Here is a 19035-nt window from a genome sequence, read left to right on the forward strand (position 1 = left end):
GCTGTGGCGACCCCGGCTCAGTCATTCCAGGTGGCGGCCGAACGCCAGCAACGTTTCGCGCTGGACCGTGGCAGCAATGCCGTCGCGATCGGCAGCGAGCGCTCGTTCAATGGTCGCGGCATGTTGCTGGCCAACCCGCACTTTCCCTGGATCGGCGGGATGCGCTTCTATCAGATGCACCTGACCATACCCGGCAAACTCGATGTGATGGGCGCCGCATTACCCGGCCTGCCGATGATCAACATCGGTTTCAACCAGCATCTGGCGTGGACCCACACGGTTGATTCATCCAAGCATTTCACCCTGTATCGCCTGCAACTCGATCCTGAGGATTCGACGCGTTATCTGCTGGATGGCAAATCCTTGCCGCTGGATAAACAGACCTTGACCGTCAACGTCAAACAGCCGGACGGCCAGATCAAACCGATGTCGCATGTGGTCTACAGTTCGGCGTTCGGCCCGGTGGTGCAGTGGCCCGGCAAGCTCGATTGGGACAATAAATTCGCCTACAGCCTGCGCGACGCCAACCTGGAAAATGATCGGGTGCTGCAGCAGTGGTATTCGATGAACAAAGCCACCAGCCTCAAGGAATTGCAGGCCTCGGTGCACAAGATTCAGGGCATTCCGTGGGTCAATACGCTGGCCGCCGACGACCAGGGCCAGACGCTTTACATGAACCTCTCGGTGGTGCCGAACGTCAACGCCGAGAAACTGGCCAAGTGCAGCGATCCGCGCGCCGGCTTGCAGATGATCGTGCTCGACGGCTCCAACAGTGAGTGCGCCTGGGACATCGATCCGAATGCTGCGCAAAAGGGCATTTATGCCGCGGATAAATTGCCGCAGTTGTGGCGCAACGACTATGTACAGCACTCCAACGATTCCGCGTGGCTGGCCAACCCGGCGCAACCACTCACCGGTTTTTCGCCGTTGATCAGCCAGGACAGCCAACCGCTGGGGCTGCGTTCGCGTTTTGCTCTGGATCGTCTGGCATCGTTGAACAAGGCTGGGCCGGTGGCCGCTGCGGATTTGCAGCGCATGGTGATGGATGATCAGGTGTATCAGGCGACGCAAGTGATGCCGGATCTGCTGCAGTTCTGTAGCGCCGGTCTGGGCGCAGACGCCGCAACACTGGCGCCGGTGTGTGCCAGCTTGAAAGCGTGGGACAGTCGGGCAAATCTCGACAGTGGTCTGGGTTTGGTGCATTTCCAGAACGTCATGAGAGCATTGCAGCAACGTCCTGACATCTGGCGCGTGGCGTTCGACCCAAAAGATCCGCAACACACGCCGCACGGTTTGGCGTTCGAGCGGCCGGAAGTGGCCACCGCCATTCGTCAAGCGATGCAAGCGTCGCTTGAGTTGACGACAAAAATGGGCCTGAAACCTGACAGTCACTGGGGTGACATTCAAGTGGTCAGCAGCGGTGGCCAGCAAACGTCCATCCATGGTGGACCGGGTACGCTGGGCATTTACAACGCGATCCAGAGTGTTCCGCGCGCCGACGGCAAACTTGAAGTGGTCAGCGGCACCAGCTATCTGCAGGTGGTGACTTTCGATGAAAAAGGCCCGCAGGCTCAAGGATTGCTGGCGTTCTCGTTGTCGAGCGATCCGGCGTCGAAGTATTCACGGGACCAGACGCAGGCGTTCTCGAACAAACAACTGAGTGTGCTGCCATTCACCGAGCAGCAGATCAAGGCTGATCCGCAGTATCAAGTGCAGACGATTCGCGAATCGGATGAGAAAGCCGGGAAGGTAGCCAAGCAGTAACGGACATTCTGCTGGCAGCAACAACGAAGGCCGCACCCCTCACGGGTTGCGGCCTTCAGCCTTTTGGCGTTTGTTGCGGGATCGAATTGAGCACCGGGTTGCCGTTCTCATTGCGCGTCAGGTAAACCGGCAGAACCCGGGGCAGGGTGGCCACAAGGTTGTTCAATTCTTTGATGTTGTAGATGCCGCCGAGGCGGATTGCTGCGGTGCTTTTATCAGCCACCATCACCGGTTTGCTCAGGTAACGATTGATCAGTGGCAATGCATCGCTGAGTGGCAGGTCATCGAGTACCAGTTTGCCGCTGCGCCATGCCAGGGAGTTGTCGTTGGCGTAGGTCTGGCTGATCTGCGGCATGTAGTCGCCATGCCGATAACGCGCCTGCATCGCCGGCCCCAGACGCAAACCGTCGCCGGCCAGCGCATTGTTGCTGCTGACCAGCACCGAGCCTTCGATCAGATTGACCCTGACTTGATCCTCGTACAGCCAGACGTTGAATTTGGTCCCGGTCACGCGAATCCGGCCTTCACCGGCCTTGACGGTAAATGGGCGGGCCATGTCGTGGGTGACACTGAAAAAGGCTTCACCTTTTTTCAGTCTCACTCGGCGCTCATTCTTGTAATTGGTGAAGGTCAGTTCGCTGTTCAGGTTCAGCTCGACCTGACTGCCATCGCCCAAGGTCACCTGCCGGACATTGTCGCTGGCTTCAAAATGCTGATACGCGTCAGGCAGCCATCCCAGGTTCCAGCCGGTGTACGCCGCCAGCGGCAAGGCCACGGCGCAGACGGCTGCGGCAATGCCGAAGGTCCGCCACGGTGTCGCAGCTTTGGTGGATGACAACGGTGGCGCGGATGCAGCACGCGGCAGTTCTCCGGCAACATCCCAGATTTCCAGCATCGCGTCGTATTCGAACGCGTGCAGCGGATCGGCAGCGCGCCATTGCTCGAACGCCCGACGCTCGGCGTCAGTGCAGTCGGTGGCGTGCAGACGCATGCACCAATGCGCAGCGGCATCGGTAATGGCGTCGAATTCGGCTTCCGAGTAGGTGTGTTCGGTCATTGACTCATCCTGATTTGCTGCATTCTAACCTCGCGCGCTGCGTGGCGAGAACATCCGTCATGGCATTTACCCATCAAAGTGGAACTTATTTTTCCGCCAAAGGCCCTAAAAAATGGACGTTACGAAGAAGTAACCATAAATGGAGTGAAAAAATGATCAAGAAAACCTTTGCCACCCTGATTGCTGCCGCGACTCTGCTGACTGCCGGTGCGGCCATGGCCGACCGCCCGGGCGCTGGCTGGATCACCATCGAGAAAGCCATTGAAGTGGCGAAAACCAAAGCCGGTTATGTCGAGCTCTATGAGATAAGCGCCGACGACGACGGCTATTGGAAAGGCGAGGGCCGCAAGGCCGACGGCGTGGTGTATGAATTCCGCATCGACGGCGCCTCCGGCAACATCCTGCGCGACCAGAAAGACTAAACCCTGCAGGGCACTGCCAACGCAGTGCCCTGAACCCGCTGCCGGACTTACGGCGTGGTGCTGTGAAGGTGTCTTCCCAGATGGCTGATCAGCCACGCCACCGAATCGGCATTGCCCAGTTGCACCGCCAGTCTCACCCTCGAATCCGCCATGAAAGCTGCACGAGCGTCGTCAAGATCGGTTTTACCGGTCAGCGCGAAGACGCGCGCCAGCGCGCGATCGCTTTCCTCATAACTGGTGTCGCCGAGGTCCTCGATACTCTGGGTCACCGGATTGATCACCGTGAACAGGCGCGTCAGCGGACAGCTTTTGGATAGCGCATTGAGCTGGATATCCTCCAACGTATCGCGCAGCGCTTTTGCTCGAGGACTCGATGTTTCGATCAGATCGGAAAACGGTCGATAGGCTTCGAGGTAGGCAATGTCTTCGGTCTTGCAGGCAATGTGCGAAAGCTCATGAATCAGCGTGGACGCACGGGCGTGGGCACTGATCGGGAATGCCACATCGGTCATATAGTTGCGGTAGTGATCGAGCTTGGGAAAGAAGAACTTGTTGGCCAAGTAGATCTTTTTCAGCGGATCGGCCGGCACCGCGAACGCGAAGACAAACTCCGAGTCTTCATGAACTCGACCGACCACAAAACGCTTCGACTTCACGTGCCGCAAGCTCGGGTCCAGCAGCGCTCCGAAGATGTCCAACAGCACTTTTTCAATCGCTGCCGTGTGCTCGGGCAGCACCGCGGGTACACCCAGAAAGTTTTGGATGAGCTGATGAACCGGTGTCACTGCTGCGGTTGGGTTTTTCAGCAGTTGCAGATTGCGAAAACTGTTCCAGGCGTAATGAGTCGCCAGATCCAGCCCTTCATTGATCAAGCGCGCCCTGACGGGGAATAGTCGTTGAATGGCGCTCATCCCGTCAGCTTCGACGTTCATCCCTTGGCTTACGATGTCCCATGTCCTCAGCCGCCCGAACAAGTTATAACGCGGCGGTTGTTCAACGGCGTCCAGCACCCATTGCTGCGCAGGATTACGCACCACCAGAGGCCCTTTGGTTTTGCTCGTGGCGTCGATGACGGGAATGAACCAGCGCGCAGCCTGCTGATCGAGCGGATAAACCTTGCCCGCGATCGGCGCGTAGCGTTGTTGAGTCACTGGATCGGTGTAGAGCGCCAATTTGCTGTCCAGCGTCAGGGCACTCAAGTCGACTTCGGTGTTTTCGTAACGTTGTAAACGCGTGCGCTCGGGCGCGGTAGTGTCGACTGGCTGCCAGGGCGCAGAGACATCGCCTGGGGAAGTTGGCGCTGGTTCACGACTTTCCATTGAGCCGCGCAGTGTCACCAGTTGCGCGATCCCATGGATGAAACTCCTTACCGCAGGACCCCAGCGGTGCGCCTGCAGTTGCTCCGCCGATGTCTTGATCTCGCGATAACTGCGCCACACGGCGACCGGATAAGCGAGCTTGCCCGAGACGAAGGTCAACGCTTCTGACAGGTCTTCGCCCAATACACGTTTGATGGTTTCCCATTCAATTTGCCCGTCGTTGTTCGACTGACAGCCCAGCAGTCTGGCCAGAAGCAGGGCGTTGTCATTGAACAGTTGCTTGAACAATGACCCGCTGATGGGGCTCGACGCCAAGCCGACCGGCGCACCGGTGGTGGCAGTCAGGCAATTTTTGCACAGCAACCGATCTGATGCCGGCAAGCTGTCGAGGACCCAGCGCTGCAACGCGCCTGCAGTTTTCAGCTCGGCCAGCAAAGCGCTGTGGTTTTCATATTCCCTCAAACTGTGTTCAGCGCTGTAGGGCGCCAAAAGCACCAGCGGCCCTTGCGACGGGTCTTTTCGGCCGATCAGGTAAACCCCCGGCACTTTGATCGCCGACACCAGCGTTGCGCCCATCAGCTCCAGCGGGCGAATGAGCGCATCGGTGCCTGGCACCGCGTCACGAGCGATCGCATCGGGCATGTCCATGACCTGCCGTACTAGCTCAAATCCGCTTTGGCTCAGGCGTTCCTGAAGCTTTTCCGCATGCGCGTAGTGCATCAATTGCCAGGGCAACTGGGCGTTGAACAGTTTTTTAGAGGCGACGGCGTCGGCATTCGAATCGGCGAATGCGTTGTTCAGTTCGGTGCGCTGATGTTCACCCAGCTTGAGGTTGCGCAGCAGGTTTTTCACGTAGGCCTGATCAATCGCGGCAGGCAATGCAGTGCGAGTCAGCGACAGCGCTTTGAAACTGAGCGTCTCCAACTCTTTCAGGTGAATCAAGGCAAAGGCTGGCAAGGTCTGCGTTCGGGCGGCGGAGGTCGCGCCGGCAATGATCTGAATTTCTATCGTGTCCGGATCAATCGCGTGTCCGTCGGCCACAAGTTGTTTTTGCAGCTCGTGATGAGCTGTGCGCTGCAGGGTTCGAACTGCGCAAAGGTAATCCTTGTCGTCTCGCGCGTGGTTCAAATACTGCCCGAGCAATTCGCAGTGGAGGATTTGATCTTCGATTGAGGCATTGGCCAGCCACGTCGGAATGGCCTGCCGAGTGATCAGCGATTGGGCGATCTCCGTGGCCCGTGTCAAACCGGTTTTCGGCACCCTCAGCGCGGTCAGGCTGAGCAGGTCGGCGCGTTGTGTGGCCGGCAGATTTTCAGCGAGTACGCGCTCGACCGCGGTTTTATCGAGGCGAACATGCGGTTGTTGCAGGTGTTCGAGAAAATCCCCGTGAATCAGTTGCAGCGGCGCCAGCGTCAATGCGCGACCGGGGAGGCGCTCGTCGCGCTGCAGATTCTCTACCAGCGCCGGGCGATCAAGTTCGCTGAGTAAACGTTTTTCGAGTTCAGCCAGCATCGGTTGCAGCGACGCAAAGCCTTCAAACCCGAGCGCTGGAGTCCAGAGAATGGTGTTGCCGGAATGCTCAGGGTCGAGTCCACCGCGTTCGGTCAGCACAAAACAACTGGCCAGTTTCAGGTGCTCCTTGGCATTGGCACTCTGCAGTTCCAGCGCAAAAACATCTGGCAAAAAACCATTCAGTGCGGCGCGTTGCAGGCGCACCGGCGTCTCGAGCACGGTCTGGATAATCGCTTGCTGCACCGGGCTGAGCGTGCGCGCCAGGGTTCGCAACTTGAGTTCGCTGCGCAGGGCAGTCGACAAGGTATGGGAAAACTTCGGTTTCAGCAGTTCAAGCGAACTGTGAACGCTGGCTTGTGCTTGCTCGATGGTGGTGACTGTCGGCGCTATCGCCGGATGCTTTTCCAGTTGTTGTTCCAGCGCGTATTCAACGCTGTTCAATAGCGCCAATTGCTGTTTCGCTGAGTCGGCGCGGATCGTCGCCGGTTGCGCTTTCCAGCGTTGATCGGCGCGGGTGCTCCAGCGGCCATTGGTTTGCAGGTCGAGCAAGCGACGGTCGAGCATGGCGCGCACGTCCAGTGCGCTATCGAGCAACGCATAGGGATCAAGTACCCCGGCGCTGTCGCGAAAACGGCTGAGGGCATAGCCCAGATTCTGCAATTGTTTGCCGATAATGTCGGCGATCAGGTTCTGGAACACCGGACCGCTGACCGGCGCAGCGACGATCGCCCGTTCCTGCGACTCCAGCTTCAAGTAGGTTTCGCGCTCTTCCAGCGACAGAAAGTTGAACAGATTATCGTCGTGACCCTCGCTTTTCATCATGCTCAGCAAGGTGTTTTTGATTTGCCCCAGGTCGCCGCTGGTTTCCACACCTCTTGACTGGGTGTACAGGAACGCGCTGGTTTTGCCGGTGTCGATCAGCAAGGTCGAGGCCAGGGTGACGAAGTGTTTGAGCGGCGCGGTGACACGCACTTTTTCGATTTTCACCGGGTCGCTGGTCACCGGCAAACCGTCGGTGCCGGCCAAACTGACCTCCATCAAACGCAAGTATTCCTCGGTCGTCAGTACGGCTTTCTGGCGTTTGAGCAACAGGTCGACGCAAAAGGTATCGCGCAGGCTGTCGGCGAAAAACTCCGCGCGTGACAGACCGTTGGCCATCGGACTGTTCCAGAAGGTTTCAAGCAGACTGCGCAGATGCGGCGTCAGGCTTTGCGCAATCTGCGTCAACGCGGTTTCCCACGCCTGATTGTCGGCGGTGCTGCTCGCACCGTGTGCAGGATGAACGAAGATTCGCGTATCGCCGTCCGGCCATTGATTGTTCAGATAGAAATGCAGCACGGCTTCGTGCAATGACAACGAGGACAAACGGCGTTTGGGATCATGGCTGCCGTCAAAGCTTTCCATCCGGGTTTTGCGCTGGTCGAGCGCCGGGAAACGTTTGCCCAGCGCAGTTTTGAACACGTCATCGAGCATCGAGCGCAGGCTCGGGAATCTCAGCAGCTCGGCCAGCATCGCCGTGATGTTCTGTTGTTGATTGCGCTCGATAACCGTTTCCTGATCCTCGAAGACCGCACCGTCGATGGTTTGCGTGGAAACACTGAGTGTTTGCGCGGCGAGGGCGGTGCGGCGCTGGTCGATTGACAGGTAGCGCAGCAATTCGCGTTTGCCGCTGGTTTCGCCCAACCAGCGCTCCAGAGCGCTGGTGAGATCGGCCATGTCGGCGTATTTGATCAGGCCTTTCCATGGTGTGTAGAGGATCACTTCGCCATCGTCGGGTTTGCTCAGCGAGAACGCGCCGGCGAGGGGAATCGGCGTGCCGTTGTCCGGGGTCAGCAACAGTTGTTGGCTGAGCATCCCGGGCGTGTGCGCCACGCGGGCGGCATGGGTGGCCAGGTAAACAGCCTTTAGCCATTTGAGATCGCCAGTGGTCAATTGCAGGGCTTTTTCTCGGTCGCCGGGTTGCTTGGCATTGGCCGCCAGTTCGGCCTCGTCAAAAAAATAGGGGAGCGGGGGAGCTGTCATGGTTTTTCCTCAATGTGCCGATCTCGGCGGATGGGATGAGGAAAAACGTTACGGCCGCTGCGCGAGTGCCGTGCGGTACATATTGCTTGAGCCGGAGTTTTTTCCAGGCTTGACAGAAGGCCTGCGCAACAGCGCTTAATCGGCGCACGTTTTCTCGGTTGCCGCCCAGCCGTTTCAGCCTGTAGCCCGCACTCAATAATAAAACTGGAGCCTCAGATGACCGCAGCACCTGTCACTTCGAACACGCAAACCTTGGATTTCGTTGCACTGGTCGAATTGCTCGAACAGATTTTCGTCCGCCACGGCACCTCGGCCGATGTCGCCAAGACCCTGGCCCTGAACTGCGCCGGTGCCGAACGCGACGGCGCCCACAGCCATGGCGTGTTTCGCATTCCCGGTTATGTCTCGACGCTCAACAGCGGTTGGGTCGATGGCCAGGCTGTGCCGGTGGTCGAAGACGTGGCGTCGGGTTTTGTCCGGGTCGATGCGGCCAATGGCTTCGCCCAACCGGCGCTATCCGCCGCGCGTGCGTTGTTGGTGGAAAAGGCCCGCAGCGCCGGAATTGCGGTGTTGGCGATCCGTAACTCGCACCATTTCGCCGCGCTGTGGCCGGACGTTGAGCCCTTTGCCTATGAAGGTCTGGTGGCGCTGAGCGTGGTCAACAGCATGACCTGCGTGGTCCCGCACGGCGCCGACCGGCCGCTGTTCGGCACTAACCCGATTGCGTTTGCGGCGCCAAGGGCTGGCGGCGATCCGATTGTTTTCGACTTGGCCACCAGCGCCATCGCCCATGGCGACGTGCAGATTGCCGCGCGCAAGGGCCAGCGTTTGCCGGCAGGCATGGGCGTGGACAGCCTCGGCCAACCGACCGAGGACCCGAAAGCGATTCTTGAGGGCGGCGCGTTGCTGCCATTCGGCGGGCACAAGGGTTCGGCGTTGTCGATGATGGTCGAGTTGCTGGCGGCGGCGTTGACCGGTGGGAATTTTTCCTTCGAGTTCGATTGGTCGAACCATCCGGGGGCGAAGACCCCGTGGACCGGGCAATTGCTGATCGTGATCGACCCGAGCAAAAGTGCCGGACAGGATTTCGCTCAGCGCAGCGAAGAACTGGTGCGGCAGATGCACGGCGTTGGGTTGAAGCGGTTGCCGGGCGATCGGCGTCATCAGCAACGCGCCAAATCGGCCGCCGAGGGCATTACGCTGGAAGCTGAAGTGCTCGCCAACCTGCGAGAACTGGCAAACCCATAACCCAAAAGTAACCGCAAATTCATGTAGCAGCTGCCGAGCCCCGCGAGGCTGCGTCCGACAGCGCCGCCATCGCCAAACCTTGCGAGGGCTGCGCACTCTACGCAGCCTCGCGGGGCTCGGCAGCTGCTACAGGATCGGGTGTAATGTATTTGGGCATAAAAAAGGCGAGCATTGAGCTCGCCTTTTTTAGTGCCGGACGCTGTTAACGGCGACCGAGCAGCAAACCGACCACCAGGCCGAAACCGGCGGAGATAGCCACGGTCTGCCATGGATGGCCACCGATGTAGCTTTCAGTGGCTTCGACCGCAGGCTTGGTGCGCTCGCGAACGCTGGACACCGATTCCAGGGCCAGTTGCAGCTTCTGGGCAACTTGCCCACGCAAGGTGTCGGCTTCTTCGCCAACCAGCGACGCGCTGCTTTTCAGCAATTTGTCCGATTCTTCGATCAGCGCCTGCAGCTCGCTGAATGCCTGGTCCTTGATTTGGTCTGCGGCGGTTTGTACTGGGGTTTTGCGGGCCATTGAGTAACTCCTTGCGGATAAGTGGGCAGTGAACAATGGAGTCTTGGGCAGTTGAAAAAGTTGCAGGGAATTTGCGATCTCGTAGGTCGGAGAGCAAATTCGGGGTCAGAAGAATCCCTTCCAAGGTGTAAGATGTCGCCATTTACGCAGCAGGTATTTTCCCATGAGTTTCAATCTGGCCGACAAACCCCTCGCCGAGCGCGCTGCGCTTGAAGATGAAAAGTCTCGTCTTTTCGACCTCTGGCAAAGCAACCTGGGCAAGTCCAAGGGCGAAGCCGCGCGATTGTTTGGTGAGCGCTCCAAGCGCAAAGGCAAGTGGGCCGAATGGGTCCGCGCCGAGCTCGACACGATGTCGCCGCCGGAATTTGCCAACATGGTGCGCAGTGAAGTGAACCGCTTGATGGCTGCTAAATAATTTGCACTGGTGACAGCGCATGGCTTGCCCGCGATGGCGGTCTCAGGTCCGCCATCGCGGGCAAGCCTTGCTCCCACACCGCGCTTTGCTATAGAGGTTTGGCGAAGCTTGCGATGATCGCTTCGCGTACTTTCAGCACCACCGGGTCGAGTTGCGTACTGGTGCGCCAACCCAGTTCAATCGGGTAACGCGGCAGGGCCAGCGGGCAGGGCAGCAGCGCCAACCCGCTAAGCGCAGCGATGCTTTCTGCGGCGTGTGCCGGAATGGTTGCCACGGCGTGGCTGCCCTTGAGCAGATATGGCAACCCTGCAAAATGCGTGGTCGACGCGCACACCCGCCGACTCAAACCCAGCGCCGCCAAACCCTCATCGGTGATCCCGATAAATCCTCCCGACGACACCAGAATGTGTTCCCGCTCAATAAACTCGTCCAGGCTCAAGCTCTGCTGTCCGTCAGCCAGACTGATCGGGTCCACCAGACACCGATAACCGCCTTCACCGAGCACCTGCCGGCTGAGCAATCGCTCGGTCAGCCCGCCCGCCGTAATCGCCAGGTCGATGCTGCGATCAAGCAAGGCATGGGCGACGATCTGGCTGTGCGTCTGACGGAAAATCAGGCGCAGCTTCGGCGCGCTCAGCGCAATCTGCTCGATCAGCCGCCGCCCGTAAGCAATCTCGAAATCATCCGACAGGCCCACGGTCACCGAACGACCCTCGTAGTGATGGGCCGCCGGGTCGATCATCGCCAGGCTCTGCCGGCATTTATTCAGCGCATCGCTGACCACTGGTTTCAGCTGATTGGCCCGCAACGTCGGGGCCAAACCACGCCCGGTGCGCACAAACAATTGATCGCCATACAACTCGCGCAAACGTCGCAATGCTGCACTGACGGCTGATTGCGTCACGCCCAGACGCAACGCCGCGCGGCTGGCGCTGGACTCTTCGTGCAGCGCCTCGAAGACTTTCAGCAGGTTGAGATCGACGTTGGCGATATTCATAAGGTTCATATCATTCAGCAATGAACGGGGCTTTATCGATGATCGGGTCACGGCTGACAATCAGCAACACCTTATTGCCCCGGAGTAACCGCGATGCCCAAATCAATCGTTGCCGCCCTGCAAATCGGCGCCTTGCCCGGTGGCAAGGAACACACCCTCGAACAGATCCTGTCGTGGGAAAACGCCATCCGCGAATCCGGCGCGGCGTTGGTGGTGATGCCCGAAGCGTTGCTCGGCGGTTATCCGAAAGGCGAGGGGTTCGGCACGCAATTGGGTTACCGCTTGCCGGAGGGCCGCGAGGCGTTTGCGCGCTATTTTGCCAACGCCATCGACGTGCCGGGCGCGGAGACCGAAGCATTGGCCGGGCTGTCGGCACGCACCGGGGCCAATCTGGTGATCGGCGTGATCGAGCGTGCAGGCAGCACGCTTTATTGCACTGCGCTGTACTTCGACCCGTCCGCTGGCTTAGTGGCCAAACACCGCAAACTGATGCCGACCGGCACCGAACGGTTGATCTGGGGCAAGGGCGATGGCTCGACCTTGCCGGTGCTCGATACTCAGGTCGGGCGGTTGGCGGCGGCGGTGTGCTGGGAAAACATGATGCCGTTGCTGCGCACCGCGATGTACGCCAAAGGCGTCGAGGTGTGGTGCGCGCCGACCGTGGATGAGCGCGAGATGTGGCAAGTGAGCATGCGCCATATCGCCCATGAAGGCCGCTGTTTTGTGGTCAGCGCGTGCCAGGTGCAGGAGTCGCCGCAAGCGCTGGGCGTGGAGGTGGCCAACTGGCCGGCAGATCGGCCGTTGATTGCTGGCGGCAGCGTGATCGTCGGGCCGATGGGCGATGTGCTGGCCGGGCCGTTACGCGGTGGGCCGGGATTGTTGACGGCACAGATCGACACAGATGAACTGGTGCGCGCGCGATATGACTTCGACGTGGTCGGGCATTACGCGCGGCCGGATGTGTTCGAGTTGGCGGTGGATCAACGGGCAAAACCTGGGGTGCGGTTTACCGAATAACCCTCGAATACCTCACTCCAGTGGGAGCATGGCTTGGCGGCTGGTTACCAGGTGGCTGCGGAGGATCCCGGCAGACTCAGCTTGCCGGTATCGACAAAGCGCATCGTCCCGAACAACCCGCCCGCCAGTTTGCCGCGCAGCACGTAGGGCAGGTTGTCGAGGGTTTGCGTCTGGCTCAGACCGAGGGTCTGGCGCAGCACGGAAAACGCCGAAACGCTCACCGGCACAATCAACACGGCTTCGGAGAAGCGCGCAATCGTCCCCGATTGATCGCTGACGCCGGAGGCCAATGGCCGGCCGTTGACCTCCAGGTCCAGCGCTACGCCGTTGTAGTCAATCGCGGTTTCATTGGGGTTTTGCACGCGAATCTTCACCGCGAAACGCACTTCCAGTTCCTGACTTTGCAGCGGTTCGATGCCGACCACGTTGATGTTCAGCGGGTCGCGGTTGGGGAACAGCGCGCAGGCGCTCAACGAGAGCAACAGCAGGGAAAGGGTCAAAGCTAAAATTCTGCGCATCGCGAACTCTCGACATGGAAAAAGGACTGAGCCGCCAGCTAATCAAACCTGGCGGTTCATCTGTGCGACCACGTTCACTGTGAGGCGTTCGCTGCAGGCTGTCACGGGTTCATCATCGCGCTCAGCGGTTGGCGCCAGTTGCGGATTCCGTAGCGTGCGGGTTTTCCATGACTTGCAGGATCGATGCTTCCGGGTCGAAATCATCCTCTTCCAGCTCCATGAACTCCTCCGGCAGGAACATGTTGAGGAGGATTGCGCAGAGCGCGCCCACGGTGATCGGCGATTCGAAAATGTTGTGCAACGCCAGCGGCAATTCGCGCAGCACTTCCGGGACCGCCGCGATGCCCAGGCCCATGCCCAGAGAAATCGACACGATCAGCATGTTGCGCCGATGCAGGCCAGCCTCGGCGAGGATCTTGATCCCGGCCACGGCGACGGTGCCGAACATCACCAGTTCGGCGCCGCCGAGCACCGGTTTCGGCATCAATTGCAGCACCGCGCCGATCATCGGGAACAACCCCAGCAGCACCAGCAGCCCGGCAATAAAGAACGCCACGTAACGGCTGGCGACGCCGGTCAGTTGGATCACGCCGTTGTTCTGCGCAAAGGTCACCATTGGCATGCTGTTGAACACTGCCGCCATGGCCGAGTTGAGGCCGTCGGCGAGCAGGCCGGATTTGATCCGGCGAATGTAAATCGGACCTTTGACCGGTTGCCGGGAAATCATCGAGTTGGCCGTCAGGTCACCCGCAGCTTCCAGCGGCGACACCAGGAAAATCACGGCGATTGGCACAAACGCGACCCAATCGAAGTTGAAACCATATTTGAACGGCACCGGCACGCTCATCAGCGGCACGGCGGGCAGGTTGGCGAAATCGACGTCGCCCATCAACCACGCGACAACGTAGCCCAACGTCAGGCCAATGACGATGGCGCCGAGGCGCAGGAACGGCACGTCGACCCGGTTCAACACCACGATAGTGCCGAGCACCAGCGCCGCCAGCGCCAAGTGATGGCTGGCGCCGAGGTCCGGCACGCCGAAGCCGCCGGCGATGTCGGTCATCGCGACTTTGATCAGCGACAGGCCCATCAACGTGATGATGGTGCCGGTGACCACGGGCGTGATCAGCATGCGCAGTTTGCCGATGAACTGGCTCAGCACCACTTCGATAAACGCGGCGAAGAAGCACACGCCGAAGATCGTCGAAAGAATCTCATCGGTGCCGCCGCCCCGCGCCTTGACCATGAACCCGGCGCTGAGGATCACGCTGATAAACGAAAAACTGGTGCCTTGCAGGCAGAGCAAACCGGAACCCACCGGGCCGAAGCGCCGCGCCTGAACGAACGTGCCCAACCCGGAAACAAACAGCGCCATGCTGATCAGGTACGGGATTTCGCTTTGCAGGCCCAGCGCGCCGCCCATGATCAGGGTCGGTGTGATGATCCCGACAAAACTCGCCAGCACGTGTTGCAGCGCGGCAAACACCGTGGCGGTCAGGTGCGGGCGGTCATTTAGGCCGTAGATGAGGTCGGAACGGGGCTGGGGTTTTGCATGTTCGGATGAGGTCACGAGAAAAGCGCCAGGGGCCAGGTCAGAAAATGGAGGCGCAGGATGCCAGAAAAATCAGATTTTGGTGTGCCTGATGAACGTTCCTGCGCTCAGCGAGGGAATGCAGCCGGGGACGCTCGGCGTCACGTTGGAACGCAGAGCGTCCCTTGAGGCATTCCCAAACCGCGTTCGCCGGGTTCGCGACTGCTTCGCCGCCGAACGGGGGCGAGCCCCCTCGCCACAGGGTGCCTTTGCATTCAGGTGAATGCTGCGAGCAAGTCCTCTTCAAATGCTTTCTGCGCATCCCCCGGCACTTGCGCGCGGTGCCGGGCGAGGTGAAATCCGACGTCGAAACTCATTTCTCCTACGCGCACCGCTCGCAGCAATCCTTTGTCCTCCCAACTGCGCGCGAAGTGGCTCGGCAGATATCCCACGTGTTTGCCGGAAAGAATGAAGGCGAGGGTGCCTTCGACCTGTTCCGAGCGCGCCGAACACAATTTGCCTTGAAACGGCTCATCGCTGCGCAGGAACCGATACGGGTGATCGACCGGATCACACGCCTGCAACGCCTGATCATCCGGCGCGTCGTTGCTGAACAACGGGTGCCCCGGCGCGCAGTACAAATGCTGGGTTTCGCTGAACAGTTGCTTGTAGTCAAAAGCGCTCTGCACCTGTGAGAAATAACCGATCGCCAGGTCCAGTCGCTGTTGCAACAACAAACGCTCCATTTCACCGGGCATGGCGCTGATCAGCTCGATGCGCACCGACTCGTCGCGCTCGCGAAAACGCCGAATCGCTGCCGCCACCCGCTGCAGCACCGATTGATCAAGCGCCTCCGACAAACCGAGGCGCACCTCACCGATCAAGCGCCCGGCCACGCCGTTCGACTGATGACGGAACGCCTCGATCGATTCAAACAAGCTCCGAATCGCAATCAGCAATTGCTCACCTTTGGGCGTGACTTTAAAGCCGCTTTTGCCGCGACTGCACAAGCGATAACCGAGCCGCGTCTCCAGCCTGGCCATTTGCTGGCTGATGCTCGATTGGCTCAAACCCAGCTCGCCTTGCGCCGCGCTGAAGCCGCCGCATTCGACCACGCTGACAAACAGGCGCAGCAGTTGCAGGTCAAGATCATGCAGTTGGCCGAGCATCACACATTACCTCTGGATAAAGTCAGGTTAACAAACCTGGGATTTTTCCAATGTATCCGACGGCGCACGCTGCAACCACTCCAACGGGTCAGGTATTTGTCATGGCTGCTCTTTCGAAAATGGCTGCTCTTTCCAAACTGTGTTTTCCCGCACTTCTGCTGGCCATCGCCGCATCGGCGCAGGCTGAGGACAAGGTCGTCAATCTCTACAGTTGGGCCGATTACGTCGCACCCGAAACCTTGCAGCGCTTCGAGCAGGAAACCGGCATCAAGGTGCGCTACGACACGTTTGATTCATCGGAAGTGCTCGAAACCAAATTGCTCACCGGCGGCAGCGGTTATGACGTCGTGGTGCCGTCGTCCAGTGTGTTGGCCCGTGGTTTGGCGGCCGGTGCGTTGAAGCCAATCGCGCACGAAGGGCTCAAGGGTTACGCCAACCTCGACCCGGATTTACTGGAAAAACTGGCGGCGGTGGATCCCGGTAATCGTTACGGCGTGCCGTATGCCTGGGGCACGTTGGGCTTGGGCATGAACGTCGAAGCGGTCAAGCAGCGCTTGCCGGATGTGCCGCTCAACAGCCTCGACCTTCTGTTCAAACCGGACAACGCCAGCAAGCTGAAAGACTGCGGTATCGCCATTCTTGATTCGCCGCAAGAGGTGATCGGTCTGGCGCTGCATTACCTCGGTAAAGATCCCTACAGCACCGACAAGAATGATCTGTCAGCCGCCGAGGCATTGTTGCGTCAGCTACAGCCGAATGTGTTGTACGTCGCCACTGGCCGGCAAATCAGCGATCTGGCCAATGGCAGCGTTTGCCTGGCGCTGACCTACAACGGTGACGCGAGCATGGCGGCTGATCAGGCACGCAAAGCGAATAAACCCTACGAGGTCGCGTACCGAATTCCTACGCAAGGCACGCTGGTGTGGCAGGACAACCTGGCAATCCCCAAGGATGCGCCGCACCCGGAAGCTGCGCGCCAGTTCATCGAATTCATGCTGCGCCCCGAATCCGTGGCGGCGCTGACCAACTCGCTGTTTTTCGCCACCGCCAATACCGCCGCCACGCCGCTGGTGGACGAAGCCGTGCGCAACGACCCGGATATCTACCCGTTGGCCGACGTTCGCCAACGTTTGTACGCCGACCGCAGCATGAGCCTCAAGGACATGCGCCAGCGCACCCGCTTGTGGACCACTTTCCGTAGCCGCCAATAATAAGGAACACACCATGGACGTCCCTGTGCAAAACGATCAGGCGTTGACCCGCGACAGTCTTTACGGGACTGCCGCGGAAAGTACCTACGCCGGAATCACCAGTTTCATGCGCCGCCGCTACAGCCGCGATTTGCGCGGAGTCGATGTGGCGGTCAGCGGCGTGCCGTTCGACACCGCCACCAGCAACCGCCCCGGCGCGCGTTTCGGACCGCGCGGGATCCGCGCCGCGTCGACCGGGATTGCCTGGGAGCGCCACTGGCCGTGGGCCTTCGACCCGTTCGAGCATCTGGCGGTGATTGATTACGGTGATTGCGCGTTCGATTACGGCGCACCGCATTCGATCCCCGAAAGCATCGAGGCCCACGCCGAGCACATCCTCAATGCTGGCAGCGCCATGCTCACATTCGGCGGCGATCACTTTGTCACTTATCCGCTGCTCAAGGCCCACGCGCGCAAACATGGCAGTTTGTCGCTGATCCACTTCGACGCGCACAGCGACACGTGGCCGGACGAGGAGGGCAAGCGTGTCGATCACGGCACGATGTTCTGGCATGCGGCGCGCGAAGGGTTGGTCGATCCGGCGCGCTCGGTGCAGATCGGTTTGCGCACGACCAATGACGATCACCTGGGTTTTCAAGTGTTGGACGCGCGGCAGGTGCATCGCCAGGGATGTGAGGCGATTGTCGAAGCGATTCGGGCGCGGGTCGGCGACAACCCGGTGTACCTGACATTTGATATCGATTGCCTCGACCCGGCGTTTGCGCCCGGCACGGGAACCCCGGTGTGTGGCGGATTGAGCACGGTGCAGGCGCTGGAGATTCTCGGCGGTCTGCGCGGGATCAATCTGGTCGGCATGGACGTAGTGGAAGTGGCGCCGGCCTATGACAATGCGGAAATTACCTCACTGGCGGCGGCGACATTGGCGATGGAGATGCTCTGTTTGTACGCGGCGAAACACAAGGTCGACCGGTAGCACAACGGTGAAAAACTGTAGGAGTGAGCCTGCTCGCTATGGCGTTGAATCAGTCGACATCTGCGTTGAATGTGACAGCGCTTTCGCGGGCAAGCCTCGCTCCTACGGGTTAGCGGTGATCTCAGGAACACCGCCAATCCTGTAGGAGCGAGGCTTGCCCGCGAAGCTTCTTCACGCGACCGGAATCTTCGGCAGATCAAGGGTTTCAACGCCGGTGTAACGCGCAGACGACCCGACAATCATCGCGTGCGGCACGCCCGCTTCGACGCTGCTCGAATCATCCAGCCGCGCCAGATGCGCATCACTCAATTGCACCTCCAGCGCCCCTAGCGTCGCGTCCAGTTGCTCGCGAGTGCGCGAACCCAGAATCGGAATCAGCGCGGTGGTCGACCGCTTGGCTTTCTCACGCAACCACGCGATGGCCACGTGGGTCGGGCTCGATCCAATCTCGGCAGCGACCGCGAGCAACGTATCGAGCAGCGCCGTTTCCCGTGCGCTTTTCTCGGCGTGAATCAACATGCCCAGCTTCGCTGCACGGTTGTCGCCATCGTTATTGCGGTACTTGCCGGTGAGGAAACCACCACCGAGTGGCGACCATAATGTCGCGGCCAATCCCAGCGCCTCGGCCATCGGCAGCAATTCCCGTTCAGCGGTGCGCTCGGCCAGGCTGTATTCGGTCTGAATCGCGACAATCGGCGCAAACCCGCGCACTTCGGCCAACACGTCCGCGCGAGCGATGCGCCAGGCCGGGAAGTTCGACAGCCCGGCGTAGTGAATCTTGCCGGCGCGCACCAGGTCATCGAAACCGCGGAGGATTTCTTCCATCGGTGTCACGCCATCGCTGATGTGCGCCCAGAACAGGTCAATGTGATCGGTGTTAAGGCGTTTCAGGCTTTCTTCTACCGAGCGGACCATGTTTTTACGGTTGTTGCCGGTGTGGGAAATAGTCGCCACGCGGTCGGTGCCCATGGTGAATTTGGTGGCGATGACCAAGCGGTCACGTTCGGCGGCGATGAATTCGCTGAGCATCACTTCGGACTGGCCATTTTGATAACCGTTGGCGGTGTCGATGAAGTTGCCGCCGGCCTCCAGGTAACCGTCGAAGATTCGTTTGGCCTCATCGCGCTCGGCGCCGTGGCCCCAACCAGTGCCGAAATTGCCGGCGCCCAGCGCCAGTTCCGAAACACGCAAGCCGCTTTTACGGCCGAAAACTTTGTAATGCATGGGAGACTCCTGAGTACAGACGCTGTGGTTGGATATAAATGTTACGCGACATGTATTTAATATGATGCGAGTAATATTCGCCGTCAAGATGCTTTTTCGTCACGCCCGCATGAGCC

General features: G+C 59.8%; 15 protein-coding genes. 7 read left to right on the forward strand and 8 right to left on the reverse strand.

The window, feature by feature from the left end; translation table 11 throughout:
* Positions 1-1764 (forward strand): acylase (locus BI292_RS22795; protein ID WP_101209263.1); only part of this gene is annotated, 1764 nt, incomplete at its 5' end.
* A 55-nt stretch (positions 1765-1819) separates the two neighbouring features.
* Here BI292_RS22795 and BI292_RS22800 read toward each other — a convergent pair.
* Positions 1820-2821, reverse strand: a complete 1002-nt coding sequence (locus tag BI292_RS22800) for a FecR family protein (RefSeq protein WP_101209264.1) — start codon at positions 2819-2821, stop codon at positions 1820-1822.
* A gap of 152 nt (positions 2822-2973) precedes the next feature.
* On the opposite strand from BI292_RS22800, the gene BI292_RS22805 reads away from it, so the two are divergent.
* On the forward strand, positions 2974-3243 hold the full coding sequence (locus tag BI292_RS22805; RefSeq protein ID WP_092280861.1) for a PepSY domain-containing protein: 270 nt from the start codon (positions 2974-2976) through the stop codon (positions 3241-3243).
* A gap of 47 nt (positions 3244-3290) precedes the next feature.
* Here BI292_RS22805 and BI292_RS22810 read toward each other — a convergent pair whose 3' ends face one another.
* Complete coding sequence (locus tag BI292_RS22810; protein WP_101209265.1) at positions 3291-8096, reverse strand: dermonecrotic toxin domain-containing protein; 4806 nt, start codon at positions 8094-8096, stop codon at positions 3291-3293.
* Positions 8097-8312: 216 nt separating this feature from the next.
* Between BI292_RS22810 and BI292_RS22815 the strand changes: the two genes are divergently transcribed.
* The gene (locus tag BI292_RS22815) at positions 8313-9344 is read left to right on the forward strand and encodes an Ldh family oxidoreductase (protein ID WP_101209266.1); all 1032 of its coding nucleotides are present in this window, start codon (positions 8313-8315) and stop codon (positions 9342-9344) included.
* Between the two features lie 202 nt (positions 9345-9546).
* Here BI292_RS22815 and BI292_RS22820 read toward each other — a convergent pair whose 3' ends face one another.
* Positions 9547-9864: a YqjD family protein gene (locus tag BI292_RS22820; protein WP_092280867.1), complete on the reverse strand. Its 318-nt coding sequence runs from the start codon at positions 9862-9864 to the stop codon at positions 9547-9549.
* Positions 9865-10027: 163 nt separating this feature from the next.
* On the opposite strand from BI292_RS22820, the gene BI292_RS22825 reads away from it, so the two are divergent.
* A complete protein-coding gene (locus BI292_RS22825) occupies positions 10028-10279 on the forward strand; it encodes a hypothetical protein (RefSeq protein ID WP_092280869.1) in 252 nt (83 codons plus the stop codon).
* Between the two features lie 88 nt (positions 10280-10367).
* Here BI292_RS22825 and BI292_RS22830 read toward each other — a convergent pair whose 3' ends face one another.
* Positions 10368-11285 (reverse strand): LysR substrate-binding domain-containing protein, encoded by a 918-nt coding sequence (locus BI292_RS22830; protein WP_101209267.1) that lies wholly within the window; start codon positions 11283-11285, stop codon positions 10368-10370.
* An 84-nt stretch (positions 11286-11369) separates the two neighbouring features.
* On the opposite strand from BI292_RS22830, the gene BI292_RS22835 reads away from it, so the two are divergent.
* Positions 11370-12293, forward strand: coding sequence for a carbon-nitrogen hydrolase family protein (locus BI292_RS22835; RefSeq protein WP_092280873.1), 924 nt, complete (start codon positions 11370-11372; stop codon positions 12291-12293).
* A 44-nt stretch (positions 12294-12337) separates the two neighbouring features.
* Here the strand turns inward: BI292_RS22835 and BI292_RS22840 are convergent, their stop codons facing one another.
* The 3 genes from BI292_RS22840 to BI292_RS22850 form a co-directional block, all read right to left on the reverse strand.
* Positions 12338-12811, reverse strand: coding sequence for an LEA type 2 family protein (locus BI292_RS22840; protein WP_092280875.1), 474 nt, complete (start codon positions 12809-12811; stop codon positions 12338-12340).
* A gap of 121 nt (positions 12812-12932) precedes the next feature.
* Positions 12933-14381: a nucleobase:cation symporter-2 family protein gene (locus BI292_RS22845; RefSeq protein ID WP_101209268.1), complete on the reverse strand. Its 1449-nt coding sequence runs from the start codon at positions 14379-14381 to the stop codon at positions 12933-12935.
* A 236-nt stretch (positions 14382-14617) separates the two neighbouring features.
* Positions 14618-15511, reverse strand: a complete 894-nt coding sequence (locus BI292_RS22850; protein WP_101209269.1) for a LysR family transcriptional regulator — start codon at positions 15509-15511, stop codon at positions 14618-14620.
* Positions 15512-15630: 119 nt separating this feature from the next.
* Here BI292_RS22850 and BI292_RS22855 point away from each other — a divergent pair, with 119 nt between their 5' ends.
* Entirely contained in the window at positions 15631-16722 is a 1092-nt protein-coding gene (locus BI292_RS22855) for a polyamine ABC transporter substrate-binding protein (RefSeq protein ID WP_101209277.1), read from the forward strand.
* Between the two features lie 13 nt (positions 16723-16735).
* A complete protein-coding gene (gene speB, locus BI292_RS22860; protein ID WP_092280881.1) occupies positions 16736-17695 on the forward strand; it encodes an agmatinase in 960 nt (319 codons plus the stop codon).
* A gap of 171 nt (positions 17696-17866) precedes the next feature.
* Here speB and BI292_RS22865 read toward each other — a convergent pair whose 3' ends face one another.
* Positions 17867-18919, reverse strand: coding sequence for an aldo/keto reductase (locus BI292_RS22865; RefSeq protein ID WP_101209270.1), 1053 nt, complete (start codon positions 18917-18919; stop codon positions 17867-17869).
* Between the last annotated feature and the right edge of the window lie 116 nt (positions 18920-19035).

This window comes from Pseudomonas sp. 43NM1 (genome assembly GCF_002836905.1).
Classification (GTDB): Bacteria; Pseudomonadota; Gammaproteobacteria; order Pseudomonadales; family Pseudomonadaceae; genus Aquipseudomonas; species Aquipseudomonas prosekii.